The organism is Campylobacter concisus, assembly GCF_002913045.1.
In the GTDB taxonomy this organism is placed as follows: Bacteria; Campylobacterota; Campylobacteria; order Campylobacterales; family Campylobacteraceae; genus Campylobacter_A; species Campylobacter_A concisus_AP.
Genome location: NZ_PPAF01000041.1, coordinates 50,926 through 66,638, shown reverse-complemented (window position 1 = coordinate 66,638; position 15,713 = coordinate 50,926). Strand labels below are relative to the sequence as shown.

Annotated in this window: 22 protein-coding genes; all 22 read right to left on the bottom strand. The window is 36.5% G+C overall.

Going from position 1 to position 15,713, the window contains the following annotated elements; genetic code table 11:
• Window positions 1-67 precede the first annotated feature (67 nt).
• The 22 genes from CYP43_RS08620 to CYP43_RS08515 all read right to left on the bottom strand — a co-directional run bounded on the left by CYP43_RS08620 (window position 68) and on the right by CYP43_RS08515 (window position 15,713).
• Window positions 68-730 carry a hypothetical protein gene (locus tag CYP43_RS08620; protein ID WP_103583278.1) on the bottom strand — a complete coding sequence of 221 codons (663 nt, stop codon included), beginning with the start codon at window positions 728-730 and terminating at the stop codon, window positions 68-70.
• Window positions 727-2,064, bottom strand: coding sequence for an amidophosphoribosyltransferase (purF, locus tag CYP43_RS08615; protein WP_103583277.1), 1,338 nt, complete (start codon window positions 2,062-2,064; stop codon window positions 727-729). Before purF ends, CYP43_RS08620 begins: the two co-directional genes overlap by 4 nt.
• Before the next feature lie 107 nt (window positions 2,065-2,171).
• Complete coding sequence (locus CYP43_RS08610) at window positions 2,172-2,390, bottom strand: hypothetical protein (protein ID WP_103583276.1); 219 nt, start codon at window positions 2,388-2,390, stop codon at window positions 2,172-2,174.
• Entirely contained in the window at window positions 2,383-3,153 is a 771-nt protein-coding gene (gene dapB, locus CYP43_RS08605; RefSeq protein ID WP_103583275.1) for a 4-hydroxy-tetrahydrodipicolinate reductase, read from the bottom strand. Before dapB ends, CYP43_RS08610 begins: the two co-directional genes overlap by 8 nt.
• 146 nt (window positions 3,154-3,299) lie before the next feature.
• Entirely contained in the window at window positions 3,300-4,238 is a 939-nt protein-coding gene (locus CYP43_RS08600) for an NAD(P)/FAD-dependent oxidoreductase (RefSeq protein WP_103583274.1), read from the bottom strand.
• A 9-nt stretch (window positions 4,239-4,247) separates the two neighbouring features.
• Window positions 4,248-4,694, bottom strand: coding sequence for a hypothetical protein (locus CYP43_RS08595; protein WP_103583273.1), 447 nt, complete (start codon window positions 4,692-4,694; stop codon window positions 4,248-4,250).
• Window positions 4,694-5,008: a thioredoxin gene (gene trxA, locus CYP43_RS08590; RefSeq protein WP_012001054.1), complete on the bottom strand. Its 315-nt coding sequence runs from the start codon at window positions 5,006-5,008 to the stop codon at window positions 4,694-4,696. Before trxA ends, CYP43_RS08595 begins: the two co-directional genes overlap by 1 nt.
• A gap of 72 nt (window positions 5,009-5,080) precedes the next feature.
• Window positions 5,081-5,422, bottom strand: coding sequence for a YraN family protein (locus CYP43_RS08585; RefSeq protein WP_103583272.1), 342 nt, complete (start codon window positions 5,420-5,422; stop codon window positions 5,081-5,083).
• Between the two features lies 1 nt (window position 5,423).
• Window positions 5,424-6,686, bottom strand: a complete 1,263-nt coding sequence (locus tag CYP43_RS08580) for a homoserine dehydrogenase (protein ID WP_103583271.1) — start codon at window positions 6,684-6,686, stop codon at window positions 5,424-5,426.
• A complete protein-coding gene (locus tag CYP43_RS08575) occupies window positions 6,683-7,891 on the bottom strand; it encodes an LL-diaminopimelate aminotransferase (protein WP_103583270.1) in 1,209 nt (402 codons plus the stop codon). The genes CYP43_RS08580 and CYP43_RS08575 overlap by 4 nt, the downstream gene beginning before the upstream one ends.
• A 9-nt stretch (window positions 7,892-7,900) precedes the next feature.
• Window positions 7,901-8,683, bottom strand: a complete 783-nt coding sequence (locus tag CYP43_RS08570) for a hypothetical protein (protein WP_103583269.1) — start codon at window positions 8,681-8,683, stop codon at window positions 7,901-7,903.
• Window positions 8,677-9,618, bottom strand: a complete 942-nt coding sequence (locus CYP43_RS08565; RefSeq protein WP_103583268.1) for a phosphatidylglycerophosphate synthase — start codon at window positions 9,616-9,618, stop codon at window positions 8,677-8,679. The genes CYP43_RS08570 and CYP43_RS08565 overlap by 7 nt, the downstream gene beginning before the upstream one ends.
• Window positions 9,611-10,291 carry a TrmH family RNA methyltransferase gene (locus tag CYP43_RS08560; RefSeq protein WP_103583267.1) on the bottom strand — a complete coding sequence of 227 codons (681 nt, stop codon included), beginning with the start codon at window positions 10,289-10,291 and terminating at the stop codon, window positions 9,611-9,613. The genes CYP43_RS08565 and CYP43_RS08560 overlap by 8 nt, the downstream gene beginning before the upstream one ends.
• Before the next feature lie 111 nt (window positions 10,292-10,402).
• Window positions 10,403-11,218, bottom strand: coding sequence for a 16S rRNA (cytidine(1402)-2'-O)-methyltransferase (rsmI, locus tag CYP43_RS08555; protein ID WP_103583266.1), 816 nt, complete (start codon window positions 11,216-11,218; stop codon window positions 10,403-10,405).
• A gap of 3 nt (window positions 11,219-11,221) precedes the next feature.
• Window positions 11,222-11,422: a 50S ribosomal protein L31 gene (rpmE, locus tag CYP43_RS08550; RefSeq protein ID WP_002942443.1), complete on the bottom strand. Its 201-nt coding sequence runs from the start codon at window positions 11,420-11,422 to the stop codon at window positions 11,222-11,224.
• Between the two features lie 83 nt (window positions 11,423-11,505).
• A complete protein-coding gene (locus CYP43_RS08545; protein ID WP_103583265.1) occupies window positions 11,506-12,162 on the bottom strand; it encodes a 16S rRNA (uracil(1498)-N(3))-methyltransferase in 657 nt (218 codons plus the stop codon).
• Window positions 12,163-12,399 carry a hypothetical protein gene (locus tag CYP43_RS09580; protein ID WP_180998676.1) on the bottom strand — a complete coding sequence of 79 codons (237 nt, stop codon included), beginning with the start codon at window positions 12,397-12,399 and terminating at the stop codon, window positions 12,163-12,165.
• Window positions 12,400-12,560: 161 nt separating this feature from the next.
• Window positions 12,561-12,764 carry a hypothetical protein gene (locus tag CYP43_RS08535; protein ID WP_021090529.1) on the bottom strand — a complete coding sequence of 68 codons (204 nt, stop codon included), beginning with the start codon at window positions 12,762-12,764 and terminating at the stop codon, window positions 12,561-12,563.
• Window positions 12,764-13,345: a 6-pyruvoyl trahydropterin synthase family protein gene (locus CYP43_RS08530; protein ID WP_103583263.1), complete on the bottom strand. Its 582-nt coding sequence runs from the start codon at window positions 13,343-13,345 to the stop codon at window positions 12,764-12,766. The genes CYP43_RS08535 and CYP43_RS08530 overlap by 1 nt, the downstream gene beginning before the upstream one ends.
• Window positions 13,345-14,100, bottom strand: coding sequence for a 7-carboxy-7-deazaguanine synthase QueE (locus tag CYP43_RS08525; protein ID WP_103583262.1), 756 nt, complete (start codon window positions 14,098-14,100; stop codon window positions 13,345-13,347). Before CYP43_RS08525 ends, CYP43_RS08530 begins: the two co-directional genes overlap by 1 nt.
• A complete protein-coding gene (gene moaA / locus CYP43_RS08520; protein ID WP_103583261.1) occupies window positions 14,100-15,068 on the bottom strand; it encodes a GTP 3',8-cyclase MoaA in 969 nt (322 codons plus the stop codon). The genes CYP43_RS08525 and moaA overlap by 1 nt, the downstream gene beginning before the upstream one ends.
• Before the next feature lie 138 nt (window positions 15,069-15,206).
• Window positions 15,207-15,713 (bottom strand): DUF6115 domain-containing protein, encoded by a 507-nt coding sequence (locus CYP43_RS08515; RefSeq protein WP_103583260.1) that lies wholly within the window; start codon window positions 15,711-15,713, stop codon window positions 15,207-15,209.

Sequence of the window (15,713 nt, the reverse complement as noted above, 5' to 3'; positions counted from 1 at the left end):
AGTTTGATTTTATATTAATTTTTTCTTTTTAGTATCTGCAATAAACACAAATTTTTAAGATAAAGATTTAAAAAGTACAAAGTATATCAAGTAGCCTTCCCAATTTTTGTAGGTCATTTAAAAAGAGTTGCTTTGTCTTTTGTGTAAATTCTTTTGCTTCCTCTAGGATTTTAGCCTCAGCTATATTATAAACAAACTCTTTTTTTAGGATCTTTGCACCTTTTTTATAAAAGAAATTTGCTTCTATAATGCTTACAAAAAAGCTATTATCTCTTAAATAGTAATTTGTTGCTACATTTACATACACTGGCTTTTGTAACAAAAAATCACTGCAAACACTATTTTGTGAGCTAAATTTAACACTCTCGAGCACATCAGGTCTTATCTCATAAAATTTTATCTCATTAGCTTTTTTTAAAGCTAGAATATCTCTTGATTTATTTAAATTTATAGAGCTATTATTTACTTCAAGTACATTTATAGTACCCTTTGCAAGCGAATAAGCATTTAAAATTTTATCTTCTGCTAAAAAATTTACTACACCAAAAAATGGCACACTAGCATTTTGTTCTGCGAAATTTTGAACGGTTTTTATTTGTAGCTGCTGTTTTGTGCCATTTATCTCATAGTAGCTTACGTAAATAGAAATTTCATCTTTTTTGCTTGGACTCTTTTGTGAGCAACCACTAAAAAATATTGCAACAAGCAAAAAAATGGCTAAATTTTTCACTTTATGAAATAGTCACCATCAAAGCTTACAAGCGAATATTTTCGCTCATTGCCGATACTTTCTTTAAGTTCGTCTATGCTTAAAAATTCTAAGCTATCTGCACCGATATATTCTCTTACTTCCTCTGCATTTTTTTTAGAGCTTATTAACTCTTCAAAGCTTGGCGTATCGATACCGTATCGCTCAGGGTATTTAAGCTCAGGGCATGCGACTCTAAAATGAATCTCTTTAGCGCCCGCATGTCTTAAAAGATCAACCACCTTTTTTGAAGTAGTACCGCGAACGATACTATCATCGATAACAACGATACTTTTACCTTTTAGAACCGATGACATCGGATTAAGTTTTAGCTTGACTTTTAAATTCCTCATCTCTTGGCTTGGCTCGATAAAGGTTCTACCCACATAGTGGTTTCTGGTGATAGCTAGCTCAAAAGGGATCTTGCTCTCATTTGCATACCCAAGTGCTGCTGGCACTCCGCTATCTGGTACAGGTACGACAAAATCTGCTTTAATTTTGCTCTTTTTAGCTAGTACTTCACCCATTTTTTTTCTAACTTCATAGACACTTTTACCTTCTATCACACTATCTGGGCGAGCAAAATATATATACTCGAAGGCGCAAACTCTAGGATCTGGCTCATAAATTTGAATGCTTTGAAACTCACTTTTTCCATGTTCAAAGACTATCATCTCACCAGGCCTGATATCTCTTATAAAACTAGCCCCCACAAGGTCAAAAGCACAAGTCTCACTAGCTACGATATATCCACCATCTTTTAGCTTGCCAAGACTTAGTGGTCTAACACCCCAGCGATCTCTTATGGCAAAGGTTTTATGACGTGATTGGATAAGCAGACAATAAGCACCTTTTATCTTGTCAAGTGCCGCGATAATACGGTCCTGCAAGTGTTTGCTATGGTTTCTTGCGATTAGATGGATGATATTTTCAGTATCCATATTTGTCTGAAATATCGCACCATCCTTAATAAGCTCATCTCTAACCTCATCTTTATTTACCAAATTTCCATTATGGACTATCGAAATCTGCCCCAAAGAGTAGTTAGCGGCTATTGGCTGGGCGTCACGACCTGAGTTTTTACCAGCCGTTGCATAGCGGTTGTGACCGATCGCCATATCACCTTTTAGCGATCTTAAAATTTCTTCATTAAAAACCTCTGTAACTAGGCCATTACCCTTGTGAGTAGAAATTTCTCCGTCATCACAAACGCTAATACCACTTGCCTCTTGGCCGCGATGCTGCATAGAAAATAACGCATAATACGCAGTCTTTGCTGCATCTTTAGAATTTATAATACCAACTATTGCACACATTTTTTTCCTTTAGTTTTCATCATCTTTGTAAATTTCAAGAACATTTTTATAGTTAAACTTGATCTCATCGCCAGCATTTAAATAGCCTTTTATAAATGGTTCATTGTCTAAAATACCGGTATACCGGTAAATTCGCCGTTATTTGTTTCGCTAACGACCACCCACATGCGCTCAACCTGAGCAAACTCATCATCTTCAAATCTAAATATAAGCTTTACTATATCGCCAGTTCTTAAATTTTGACGCTTTTCACACTCCGGCAGATAGAATTTATCACCAAATTCTAGCCTATAGCTCTCTATATCACCGAGCTCAAATTTAATCATCAAGTCCTAAACTATCGTCTATCGAGTATAAGCCACTATTTTGATCTTTTAGCCAAATAGCAGCCCTGATCGCGCCTTTTGAAAAGGTTGCCCTACTCGTTGCGGTGTGATTTAGCTCGATGAACTCGCCGTCATTATAAAAGCCAACCGTGTGGCGACCGACCACATCTCCACCACGAAGTGCCATGACTGCGATCTCGTCTTTGCTCCTAGCCCCTACCATACCGGCTCTACCAGTCACTAAAACATCTTTTAAATTTAAATCTCTTGTCTCAGCTACACTTCCTGCAAGTGTCATCGCTGTACCGCTTGGAGCGTCCTTTTTGTGCCTGTGGTGTTGCTCTACGATCTCTATGTCAAATTCTCTTAATGTTTTTGAAGCAATCCTTGCAAGGCGGTTTAGTACAGCCACACCCAAACTCATATTTGTTGCGTAAAGAATAGGCATAGCCCCTGATGCTAGGTGGAGCAAATTTTTCTCGTCATCATCTAAGCCGGTCGTACCGATAACTAGTGGTTTTGGATTAGTTCTAGCGTAGTTTAGCAGTGCTATGGTCGCCTCTTTTTGACTAAAGTCGATTATCACATCGCATCCTTCAAAAAATTTAGCAAAGTCATTTGTCAAAAGTTCGCTACTTAAATTTTCAACCTGATTTTTTTGGCTAAAAGCGATGCCTAAAGTAGCATCTTTTTCATCTTTTAAACAAGAAATGATACTTTGAGCCATCTTTCCACTAGCACCATAAAGGCCTATTTTTACCAAAATTTATCCTTTGATTTTTGATTGAAATTTAACATAAAATTTATTATAGATAGATTACAAATAGGCTTTAAAAATACGTATAAAATCAAAAATTTGATAGAAAAAAAGAAGAAAAATTTAGCCAAAAATTTGGCTAAATTTTAGTATTAATACAAGCTTTCTATGTAGCTCATAGCGCTAAGTGCAGCCACTGCGCCATCACCTGCTGCTACTATAACTTGCTTTGGAGCGTCCTCTCTGATGTCACCCGCTACAAAGAGCCCTTTTAGGCTAGTTTGCATCTTAAGGTTTGTCTTAACCTGTCCGCCATCAGCCATTTCGCAGATAAATTTGCCGTTTTCATCTTTTAAAATTTCGTTATTTACATTTAGTCCGACGAATGTGAAAATGCCCGGCACATCAAGCACGAGCTCACCATTTTTGGTATCAAGCACGATCTTTGTTAGGCCCATTTTATCGCCAAGTGCCTCTTTTATCGTCGCACTTGTTATAAACTCGATCTTTTCATTTTTTCTAGCTTTTTCAACCGTAGTTGGCGCCGCTCTGAATTCGTCACGTCTATGGATTAGATAGACTTTTGAGCAGATATTTGCCAGGTAAAGTGCCTCTTCAACAGCTGTGTCACCACCGCCAAGGACAACTACCTCTTTATTTTTGTAAAAAAATCCATCGCATGTTGCGCATGTGCTAATACCTTTGCCAAAGAACTCATCCTCGCCTTTAAAGCCAGCACGTCTTGGAGTTGAGCCAGTTGCTACGATGACAGCCTTTGCCTGCTCGCTCTTACCGCCCTCAAGTAAAATTTCAAAGCTACCGTCGCTGTTTTTTCTAACACCAACGACGTTTGCCCACTTATGAACTAGTCCAAATGCACTGCACTGCTTCCACCAAGTGCTCATAAAGTCAAAACCGCTCTCGCCAGGGGCTTTTTGACCTGGGTAGTTTTCTATCTCTGAGCTAGAGGTGATCTGACCGCCAGGCTCGCCTTTTTCAAACATTACAACATTTTTTAATCCGCCTCTAGTGGCGTAAAGTCCGGCGCTTAGTCCTGCTGGACCGCCTCCGATGATCGCTAAATCAAGCATAAATTTCCTTTATTCTAAAACTTTTATGGACGAATTTTGTTTATAAATTTCGCCCCTTTGATGAACTATCTCAACACTACTTGGAAGCTTTGTAATGCTTAAATTTCGCATGAGCTCTAAAATTGTATTAATATCTGAGCTTATGTATTTTAGTGTTGAGTTTGACTCATATCTTTTTTGAAAGATATCGATCGCCACAACTGTTTCATTTTTGGTTGGTAAAATTTCGTCTAATTTTGATTGATTTGAACTGAAGATTAAAAGCGTGTATTTTGGCTCTTTTGGAGTGAAAATTTCGCTTTTTTCGTAAAAAACTAGCTTAGCAAAATCAACAAATTTATATTGTGAAAAACGATAGTTGCTATATGCAAATGCAGCCGCTATCATAGCTGCACCAAAAAATGAACCAAATATATAGGCAAGAGGAAGCAGGCTTCCTCTTCTTTTTTCGCTCATTAAAGAAGCGAATTTAGTTTGTCAGTTAGGGCTTGTTTTGACTGCGCACCGACCATTTGCTCAACTAGCTCGCCATTTTTGAAAAATAGCAATGTTGGGATCGATCTGATGCCAAACTCAACTGCAAGATCTTGCACTTCATCAGTATTTACCTTGCAAATTTTTGCTTTGCCGTCAAAGTCTTCAGCAAGTTCTTCGATCACTGGAGCTAGCATACGGCAAGGTCCGCACCATGGAGCCCAAAAGTCTACTAAAGCAACGCCTTCTTTTGTAACATCAAAATTTTCTTTTGTAAGTTCGATGTATTTTCCCATTTTTTCTCCTTATTTTTAAAATGTGGCAATTATACAAATTAAATTTAAATTTTATCTAAATAATAAATTTTATTATAAACTAATATTTTCTATTAGTTCTAAATTTTCATTTTTTATAACGAGCAAATCGACTTGAAAATCTCTATTTGGCTCATTTTTCATCATATAAAAATTTATAGTTTTTAAGATTTTTATATATTTTGCATTATTTAGTCTATACTCTGCTTCATATTCTCCGCTAGTTGATTTTACCTCTATGAAGTGTAAAATTTTATCACTGCTTAGTGCGATAATGTCGATCTCGCCAAATTTAGAGTGAAAATTTCTCTCTAAAATGACAAAACCAAGCTTTTGTAAAAAATCACACGCCCTATCTTCTGAGCTTTTACCGAAGAGATACTCTTTTAGCCCCAAACTACTCCTCGATCCTCATCATAAATGGCTCTTCTTTTATATACTCTTGCTCTTTTAAAATTTCAATTGTCCTTCTTACATCAGCCTCAAGACTCGTATGTGTCGTAAAGAACAATACCGCAAATTCGCTCTCATCTTTTGGTTTTTGAAGTATGCTATCAATCGATAAGTTATTTTCGCTCATCAAATTTGTAATCTTTGCTAGCACACCCATTTTATCTTCGACTTTTAACCTAAAGTAATACTTTGTCTTTATTCTATCGCGATCAAGTAGCTCAAGCGTATTTAATTCAAACGGTGCTTTATATCCAAGCATAGGCGACTTACTATCTCTTGCGATGTCGATGAGATCGCTGATCACCGCACTTGCTGTTGCATCGCCACCAGCTCCAGGTCCATAGTACATCGTCTCACCAACGACCTCGCCAACGACACTGATCGCATTTGTCACACCACTTGCCTTTGCTATCATTTTATTTTGTGGCACAAGCGCTGGATGTACACGTAGTTCGATTTTACCCTCACTTTTTTTGGCGATAGCTAGAAGTTTTATTGAGTATTCAAAATCTTTTGCAAAAAAAATATCTTCTGGTGTGATACCTTGTATCCCTTCGATCAAAATATCCTCTGGATCGCCATGCACACCGTATGCGATGCTTGCCAGTATAAGAAGCTTATGAGCCGTATCAAAGCCGCCCACATCAAAAGTAGGATCAGCCTCAGCGTATCCAAGCTCCTGCGCCTTTTTAAGAGCGTCTTTAAAATTTGATCCCTCGTCCATCATCGAGGTTAGGATAAAGTTACTAGTTCCGTTTAGTATGCCATTTATACTAACGATATGGTTTGCGCTTAAGCCTTCTCTTAAGGCTCTAATGATCGGTATGCCTCCAGCCACACTTGCTTCAAAGCCAAATGGTATATTTTTGGCTAAATTTTGCAAGGCGTATCTATGATAGGCAAGAAGTGCTTTGTTTGCGGTTACAACTGCTTTTTTTCGCTTTAAAATTTCACTCACAACCCTAAAAGGCTCTTCCACACCACCCATAAGCTCGACAAAAACGTCAATATCATCGCGGTTTATAACGCTATTTATATCGTCAGTCAAAGGGATGCCAACGTCTCTTTTTTTATTTAAATTTCTGACCACTCCGATGACTGGCACTATCTCCTCGCCACTTCTTGCTGCGATTAGCTTTTTGTTTTTTAGCAAAATTTTAGCAACTGACTCGCCAACGGTTCCAACGCCCAATATCGCTACATTCATTCAAATTCTTTCAAATATTTTTTTATATTTCTTGCTGCTTGTCTTATTCTATTTTCGTTTTCGATAAGAGCTAGACGCACATAGTCGTTTCCGCCCTCGCCAAAACCAATACCAGGACTAACTGCGACTGACGCCTTTGTAAGAAGCTGTTTTGAAAACTCAAGGCTGCCCAGATGGCTAACCTTTGGTGGAAGTTTTGCCCAGATAAACATACTAGAGCTTGGTTTTTTAAGCTCCCAACCAGCCTGAGCAAAGGCCTCTATCATCACATCTCTTCTTTTTTCATAAATTTGGCGTATCTCTTCAACACAGCTTTGATCACCATCAAGTGCAACAGTAGCAGCCACCTGGATCGGCGTAAACATGCCATAATCAACCCATGATTTTATCTTTTTAAGCGCTGCACAAAGTCTTTTATTTCCGCACATGAAGCCAACTCTCCAGCCAGCCATATTATAGCTCTTTGAAAGAGTATAGCACTCGACTGCGACGTCTTTTGCACCATCGACCTCAAAGATGCTTGGTGTTTTGTAGCCATCAAAGGTAAGATCAGCATAAGCGATGTCAGAAATAACGTAAAATCTCTCTTGTTTTGCAATGCTCACAAGACGCTCGTAAAAGCTCTTTTGCACGGTTACAGTTGTTGGGTTGTGTGGAAAATTTACAACTACGTATTTTGGTTTTGGCGAACTTGCGTGTATAGTCTGGATCAAATTTTCAAAAAATTTATTCTCATCTAGCTCAAATTTATCGTTGTAATGAAGCGGCATTTTGACCACGCTTCCACCAGCAAATAAAAATGCCTGTGTATGTATCGGATAGGCAGGGTCAGGCACGATAGCCACATCGCCTGGGTTTATCACGGCTTGAGCTAAGTGAACAAAGCCCTCTTTGCTACCCATCGTGGCGACTGCTTCGGTATCTGGGTCTAAATTTACGCCGTATTTTCTTTTGTACCAGTTGCAAATGGCAAGACGGAGCTTGTAAATTCCAGCACTGGCTGAGTAGCCGTGGGTCTTGTCCTTTTGCGCACTTTCGCATAGTTTATCGACAATGTGCTGCGGTGTTCTGCCCTCAGGATTACCCATAGAAAAGTCGATGATGTCCTCGCCAGCTCTTCGTGCAGCCATTTTTATTGCATTTACTTCGGCAAAAACGTAGTTTGGCAAACGCTCAATTGTATTAAATCTTATCTCATCAAACACTGCTTACTCCTATTTTATAAGCTTGATAATTATCTCATTTTTTATATTATTTATATCAACATTATCGCTAATTAATGCGTATTTTGCGCCTATTGCTAAATTTATAGAAACGGCGGTTTTTGCTTGCTCATCTTTTATAGAGTCAATCTGATTTAAATTTTTATCATAAATTCTAACAAGTGGCATCCATCTATTTGACTCTTTTGATGCGATGTCCAGGCTACTTGCACCCTCAACATCAACAAAATAAGTACCACCGCTTTTTAAAAGTGGTGTCTCTTCGTCAAAATTTACCTTTGTAGCCTTAAGAATCATATTCTGAGCATCTAAAAATATCTCTAAATTCCCATCAACCCTATCAAATCCTAAAATTCTAAAACCGCTTTGACTAAGTGCTAAGCTTAATAAACTTGGATCTATTCCACCATTTTTTATGGCCGAAATTCCATAAGAAATTTGATCTCCATTTTTTAGAGAATTTATCCTTGAAATACTCATATTGGCATCGTCTAGAGTTGAATTTATTGATTTTACAAATAATGTAGAAGGAACCTTTTGCTCACTTATAAATTTTAAATTCAAACTATTTGAACCAAATGAAATGCTATCGTAACTTGAGTTTTGTTTTAATCTTGATACTAGCTCACTGACATTGAGTGAGCCATTTTGGTCTAAATTTTCTAAAGAGATTTGCACATTTTCAGCATTGCTTAAAGCACTTGCACTAGTTTGTAAGCTAAAAGCATAGGCAAATACACTAAAAGCGGTGAAAATCGCTATTTTTCTTACCAAGATTTGCCCTTGTTAAGTTCTACAAACTCATCATAGCTCACAAATTTCATCTCTCCATTTTCTACTAAAAATCTAGCTGGACGGCTTGGATTATATTTTGTCACCTTATCGCCGATCTTTAGCTCAATGTTGCCATTTCCACAAACTACGAGCTGCCTTTGGTCTAAATTTATATTTATGCTTTTGCTTGTGTCGTTTGATACTTTTTGACCATTTTCAAGATTAATGATGCCTATCCAGACGCGTTGTTTTGGTGTAATGACCGCCTCATTTAGTGGCTTTGTAATGTTTTGCTCTATCTTAGGAGCTGACTGAGCCACCATGCTTGGCTTAACAGCGTTTTGCTCCATGTTTGCAGGACTTGTTGTCACATTTTGCTCAACTGGAGCTGAAATTTTCAAGTTTGATGCGTTTGCCTCTATTTTAGGGCTATTTTGAGAGATGGTGATATTTGTATCGATGATATTTTTCTTCACCTCATTTACTATGCTTGACTGCGAATAGCTCACGCTTTTATTCTCATCATTTAAAAACGATAAAAAATTCTCGATATATTTGTAAGCATCAAAATGATATGCCCCACCAGCAATAATAGCTAAAATGATGAGCCAAAATAAAAATCCAGCACCGCCACTACCGCTTTGTCTTTGTATGGTAATATCTTTTGGAGTGTAAGAAGAAATTTTTGGAGTAACTTTAGTTTTGTGACTCTCATCTGGAGTGTTTTCTTGCATAAAGGCATCGTATTCAGCGAGTAACTCGCTCAAATCAACATCATATTCACGTTGCAAAATCTTGGCATAGCCCCTAATATTTAAACGTGATAATTTTTCAAAATTTTTATCAAAAATATATTGTAAAAATGTAGGCTCAATATGCGTTTTACGTGAAATTTCCTTTATACCTATCTCTTTTAAATTCTCTAATTCACTCATCTATCATCCTGTCACAAATTATTGCAAAAGCTGCACTTACATTTAAGGAGTCCCAGCCCTCTTTTAACTTTATACCAATACACTCATCACACTTTACTAGAGCCTTTTGCGGTATGCCTTCGCCCTCTGAGCCCATCACCAAAGCTCTCTTGCCGGCAAACTTCATCTCTTTTACGTTTTTTCCATTACTTGCTGTTGCATAAATTTTAAAACCAAATTGCTTTAGTTCATTTAGCAAACTAAGCCCATCTTCAAAAATCGCTATTGGTATCTCATAAGCAGCGCCACTACTTGATCTTAAAACGCCTTGCATATTTATACTTTTTGCCACTACCACAAGACCCTCACAGCCTAGAGCATAGGCACTTCTAGCGATAGCACCGATATTGCCAACATCGCTTATGCCGTAAAGAATGGCGATAAAATTTAGCTTTTTAAGCCCAGCAATGTCTGAAAATTCAAACTCACTAACATTCGCTAAAAAACCTTGATGGTTTCCACCGCGAGCTAAAGACTGTGCTTTTTGATTATCCAAGCGAATAATTTTTTTGCCTGTGCCACAAATTTTAGAGAAGAGTTTTTTGTCACACTCCTTTGAGAGATATATCTCTTCTAGTATCTGTGGTCGCTTGTTCAAAATATGTAAAAATAGTTGTTTTCCGTATATTATCATGGTAACTTATGGTAGCTAAAGTCAATTAAAATTTAACTTATTTTTGTATGTAACTAGAGTAAATTTTACACTTTCGTTTTAGTATCACTTAGTAGTTTTATAGCCTATAATTTAAGCTTTTATAAGCTCATCATATATCTTTTTTACATCTTCTCCAGTTATTTTGTTAAGCAATTTTGCTTTTACTTTTGGAGCAAGATCGAGCGAAAGTATCTCATCTTTTGTGATATTGTGAGTGGCTGTTCTGTCACTTTTTGAGATGACAACCGCCCACTCGCCGTTTAAATTTGCTTTTTCTAAAATTTGAGCTAAATTTTGAGCCTTTTCTTTAAATTTAGTCTCAAATTTTTTAGTGGCCTCTTTTATGGCAAAAATTTCTCTCTCAGGTTCTAGATTTGTGATACTTTGTACTAAGCCTAGTATGCGTTTTGGGCTTTCGTAAATAACGGCTGGATAAGCTAAATTTAGAGCATTTTGGATAGCGAGGGCTCTATCTCTACCAGTGTTTGGCAAAAAGCCCAAAAAGACAAATTCCTTATCACAAAGTCCACTTGCGACTACACTTAAAAGTGCGGCATTTGCTCCACTTAAAATCTCATATTCAATGTTATTTTTTTGAGCGTATCTTACTAGGCTAACGCCTGGATCGCTGATACCTGGCATACCAGCATCGCTCATGTAGGCTACATTTCTGCTAAAAAAATCATCACTTAAATTTGTGAAAAAGTCATCTTCATTATGAGTGTGAAATGGAATAAATTTTGATATATTTATACTTGCGTCAAAGCGTTCGTTTAGCAGATTTATAAGGCTTTTGCAAACTCTTGTATCTTCGCAAATAGCTATCTCGCATTCACGCAAAATTCTAATCGCACGAAGCGAGATATCTTCTAAATTTCCTATTGGAGTAGGAATAAAGTAGAGCAAGGCTTATTTTTGAGCGTATTTTTTCTTAAATTTCTCAACACGGCCAGCACTATCAACTATCTTTTCGCTGCCTGTGAAAAATGGGTGGCACTTGTCGCAAATGTCAATTCTGATCTCGCTTTTGTTTGACTTTGTTTTAAAAGTGTTTCCGCAAGCACAAGTTACAGTGCAATCTACGTATTCTGGATGGATATCTTTTTTCATCATTTTTCCTTTATTATTTTTGGGCTAATTATCTACATTAAAAGTTGCTGATTATATAAAAAGAAATCTAAAAATCAAATAAATTAAGCTAGGAATTTTGCCGCTACTGAGATAACCGCAGTCTGTGATCTTAAGATATTTTTAGTATTTAGGCAGTAGCTATTTTTAAATTTAGCCGTCTCATCCTCGCTAAATCCACCCTCTGGACCGATTATTAAAAGCTCATCATCTTTTTTCTCATTTAAACTTTTACCACCAAAATTTATAGCTGAGACATTTTTATAAACACTCATTAGCTCGTCCAAATTTTTATAAACTTCAAACTCCATTAGTGAAGTTCGTCCGCACTGCTCGCAAGAGAGAGCATTTATGTAGTTTAGCCTTTCAATATCTATCTTAAAATTTGCTTGAGAAAATTTAGTATAGACAAAAGCTATTTTACCAACGCCAAGTTCATTTAAAAATGGCAATGTCTTTTCGATCGTTTTTGGATCGACGATAGCCCAAGCGATCGTAAAGTCGAATTTTTGCTCGCCATTTAAGCTGACAAAGACAAGACTTAAGCTCGCACTTCGCCTATCAATCTCATCAATTTCATAAATATACTCTTTAAAATCTCGTAAATTTCTAACGCTTATTCGCTCACCAGCTTGCATTCTTCTAGCTTTTAGGTGCAAAAAAGCTTCATTTACTATCTTTAAGCTTTCATTACCTGCATTTTTATCATATAAAAATTTCATCTAAATCCCTGCAATTACGACTAAACCAAGATCACAAAAACCCTTAATAAGGGCAAATTTTTTAAATTTCTCTAAGTCTCCATTAGCTGCATAAATTTTTAGCCTTTTAAACCCTATGGCACTAAGTGCGATTAAAATTATTAAGATAATTAACATTTTTATGGCATTAAATTTAAGCTCATATCCGTAATACGCCCATAAAATAAGTCCGGTTAGCACAAGAAAACTAAGTAACATATGATAAATCGGTAAAAAATATCTTATACGAAGCACATAGTTTTTACTATTGCTGCTAAACTGGGTAAGTATTAAATAAAGTATATTACAGGCAACTAGCGCATAAAAAAATGTCACATGAAAAGGCAAAGTGTATGCAAAAAGCGAGGAGAGATGTTCGTTCATTTCTTATCTTTAGAAGGCTCGTTCTCTTCGACGACTGGCTCAGGTGGGAGTTGTTCATCGATTGTGACATTTGCGTCTGGTTGAGCTATGGTCACGTCACTCGGCACTGGCTCACTAATATCATTTTTAGCCTCATCTTTATCTCCACAACCTACAAATAGACCAGCTATAAATAAAAAAGAAGTTATAATTTTTTTCATCAAACGTCCTTTGGAATTTCTATTTTTAACCTATTTTTCATTTTCTCGAATAAATTTTTATCTTCCCACTCTTCTATGATAGCGTCTGAAAATTTGATCTCATCTAGCTTTATCTCGCCCATTTGCGCATTTACGGCGTCCTCTTTAAAGCACTGTGCATAGCCTGTATCAGTCTCATGCACGATAATGCTATGAAGCTTCACTTCACGCTCGCCGTTGTTCATCACGCTAAGCTCAAGTAGTCTTTCTATGAGTACAAAAAATATGCGGCAAAACTGCTCTGCACTTGGATTTAGCGGGATCTCGATCCATCTTGCTGAGTGCTTTTTTAAATCATTTTTATACTCATCATTATCGCCTGAAAATATTGTCGTAGCATGATCAAAACTATCAATGATCGTTTTTATGTTTTGCTTCATTAAGCCAAAATCATAAACCATGCCGGCGTTATCAAGAAAATTTGAGCTAAGTAAAATTTCAGCCACATAGCTGTGCCCGTGGATGCTAGTCCTACAACGCTTTGAGCTACAAAATCTCACAATATGTGCATTTTCAAATCTAAAAAGCTTTCTAATAATCATCAAACACCTTCTTTATCGCTCCAAAGCCTGATGTGGATACGCTCTGAGTAGTTAAATCCATACTTTATGGCAAATTCTGCTGTTTTTAAAGCATTTTCGTTAAGCTCAGCTTTATTCGCCCCTATTGCCATGCACCAAACCGGCAAAACAACTTGATTTTTTATATTTATAATTTCGTCTAACTCGCTTTTGTCAAAGCGCGAGAGGACAAATTTTAAAAAGCTACTTCTTGCATTATTTTTAATAGCTAAAATAGCGTCTAAATTTATACGTTTTTGCTCGCTAACTCCGCTATTTGCTAGCTTTACACCAAGTGCAAAATGGCATTTTTTATAAATTTCATATTTAGCAAAATCAATTAAGATAGTGCCATTTGTCTCAAAATGCACTTCATAATCTTCAAGCAATTTCTTTACCAAATTTATAAAATTTTCATTTTCATGCCAGATGAGCGGCTCGCCACCGGTTAAAACAATGATCGGTTTTTGCAATAAGCCTTTACATAGGTTATCAACTAAGCTTAAAATTTCATCTACGCTGTAAATTTTATAATTAAAATGCCCTTTAAAAACAGCCCTTATACTATCACATCCTAGTAAGCTTTCGCCAGTTTTTAAAGACTTTGTTTGCACGCCAAAGCCAGAGCAGTTTAGGTTGCAACCTAAAAAGCGTAAAAATATGGCAAGTCTGCCCTGGTAAGCCCCCTCGCCTTGGATACTTAAAAACGCTTCAACTAGCTCTAGCTCTTTGCTCATCAACCACCAGTTTGATAAAAGGCACGCGAAGAGGTTTCATTGCTAGCACCTATCGCCCATTTGTTCTCTTTTGGTTTGTTTGCTAGTACTTGCCTTAAAATTTCACTTGCAGCTACGATATCACCTTTTTCAACTGCTTTTTTGATACTTAGTGCTTCTTCAAAGTAAAGGCAAGGTATCAAAAGTCCTTCAGCACTTAGCCTGATACGGTTGCAACTCTCGCAAAAGTCGTGCTTGTGTGGATCTATGATACCAAATTTATAACCATCATCAAGTCTATAAATAGACGCAGGCGCATTTGGTAGTTTTCCATCTTTTGTGACATTATATTTTTGTGAGATGATTTTTAAAATTTCATCGCTACTTAGCCCTTTTAGATCATCTTTTGCGTGTGAATTTTCCATATACTCAATAAATCTGATCTGAGAATCTCTAAATTTGGCAAACTCAAGCAAATTTATAAGCTCATCATCATTTACGCCTTTTAGTGCGACAGTGTTAATTTTTACCTTTAATCCAACATCATGAGCTGCTTCAAAGCCAGCTAAAACTTCGTGTAAAACGCTTTTTTGTGCGATAAATTTAGCCTTTTGCTCATTTAATGTATCAAGCGACATATTTATGCGCTTTAGTCCAGCGTCTTTTAGCCTTTTGGCAAAATGTGAAAGCATATAACCATTTGTAGTAAGCGCTAAATCGATGTCTGGATTATAATCACTTATCATCTTTATAAAAACGTCCAAATCCTTACGCACAAGCGGTTCGCCGCCAGTGATTCTTATTTTTTTTATACCTTCATCGATAGCCACTTTTACAAATAAAAATAGCTCTTCAAAGGTTAATAAATTCTCTCTTGGCGTCCAGCTAAATGGCGTTGTAGGCATACAATACCTACACCTAAAGTTGCAACGCTGAGTTACAGAAATCCTTAAATAATCAACAACCCGACCATATTTATCGATTAGCATAAAGCACCTTCTTAAGCTTGGTTAGAGCTTTTTATAATTTTTTCAATTATATGTTAAAAGATTTAAATCAAAATAAAAATTTAAGCCGATTTTTGTAGTTTAAGAGTAGATTAGTCTTTTTAAAATTAGCCTGTAAATTTAGGCTAATTTATGAAATTTAAGCACAAATTCGACTCGCCCCATTCCAACATGAAGGTCCTTTGCGATCATCGCTGCACTTTTCCCGTCTTTAAACATTTTTAAAATTTGCTCTTCTTCATTGATAACGCTTGGTGCGATTTTATTAATATCTCTTGTTCTCTCTTCAAGACTAACTATCCTATCTTTTTGCTCTGTTGCAAAATCATCAATTACTCGCTCAATACTCTTAATTGCACGAATTATTGGTACAATCTTTTCATTTATTTGCAAATCAATATTTTCTTTTATCTGTTTTTTAAGTGGCTCATATTGTTCACTATTTTTAAACGCCTCGCCCTCAAGCATTGAAATTTGCTTTTTTAGATTGAAATTTTCTTGCATAACGCTTTCTATCGCTCGCTCAAATCTCGCAAATTTTTTATTTGTCTCACTATCTTTTATCAACATCAAAGCTACTATTATCGCCAAAACGATACCAAAGCCTAAAAAAAAATAAATTTCCAT

What these genes read in the sequence shown, in the direction of transcription:
- rpmE (WP_002942443.1), bottom strand. Translation starts at nt 11,422, where the DNA reads ATGAAAAAAGATATCCATCCAGAATACGTAGATTGCACTGTAACTTGT.
- moaA (WP_103583261.1), bottom strand. Translation starts at nt 15,068, where the DNA reads ATGCTAATCGATAAATATGGTCGGGTTGTTGATTATTTAAGGATTTCT.
- CYP43_RS08595 (WP_103583273.1), bottom strand. Translation starts at nt 4,694, where the DNA reads ATGAGCGAAAAAAGAAGAGGAAGCCTGCTTCCTCTTGCCTATATATTT.
- CYP43_RS08560 (WP_103583267.1), bottom strand. Translation starts at nt 10,291, where the DNA reads ATGATAATATACGGAAAACAACTATTTTTACATATTTTGAACAAGCGA.
- CYP43_RS08515 (WP_103583260.1), bottom strand. Translation starts at nt 15,713, where the DNA reads ATGGAAATTTATTTTTTTTTAGGCTTTGGTATCGTTTTGGCGATAATA.
- CYP43_RS08565 (WP_103583268.1), bottom strand. Translation starts at nt 9,618, where the DNA reads ATGAGTGAATTAGAGAATTTAAAAGAGATAGGTATAAAGGAAATTTCA.
- CYP43_RS08610 (WP_103583276.1), bottom strand. Translation starts at nt 2,390, where the DNA reads ATGATTAAATTTGAGCTCGGTGATATAGAGAGCTATAGGCTAGAATTT.
- CYP43_RS08580 (WP_103583271.1), bottom strand. Translation starts at nt 6,686, where the DNA reads ATGAATGTAGCGATATTGGGCGTTGGAACCGTTGGCGAGTCAGTTGCT.
- purF (WP_103583277.1), bottom strand. Translation starts at nt 2,064, where the DNA reads ATGTGTGCAATAGTTGGTATTATAAATTCTAAAGATGCAGCAAAGACT.
- CYP43_RS09580 (WP_180998676.1), bottom strand. Translation starts at nt 12,399, where the DNA reads ATGTTACTTAGTTTTCTTGTGCTAACCGGACTTATTTTATGGGCGTAT.
- CYP43_RS08545 (WP_103583265.1), bottom strand. Translation starts at nt 12,162, where the DNA reads ATGAAATTTTTATATGATAAAAATGCAGGTAATGAAAGCTTAAAGATA.
- CYP43_RS08535 (WP_021090529.1), bottom strand. Translation starts at nt 12,764, where the DNA reads ATGAAAAAAATTATAACTTCTTTTTTATTTATAGCTGGTCTATTTGTA.
- CYP43_RS08530 (WP_103583263.1), bottom strand. Translation starts at nt 13,345, where the DNA reads ATGATTATTAGAAAGCTTTTTAGATTTGAAAATGCACATATTGTGAGA.
- CYP43_RS08600 (WP_103583274.1), bottom strand. Translation starts at nt 4,238, where the DNA reads ATGCTTGATTTAGCGATCATCGGAGGCGGTCCAGCAGGACTAAGCGCC.
- CYP43_RS08525 (WP_103583262.1), bottom strand. Translation starts at nt 14,100, where the DNA reads ATGAGCAAAGAGCTAGAGCTAGTTGAAGCGTTTTTAAGTATCCAAGGC.
- trxA (WP_012001054.1), bottom strand. Translation starts at nt 5,008, where the DNA reads ATGGGAAAATACATCGAACTTACAAAAGAAAATTTTGATGTTACAAAA.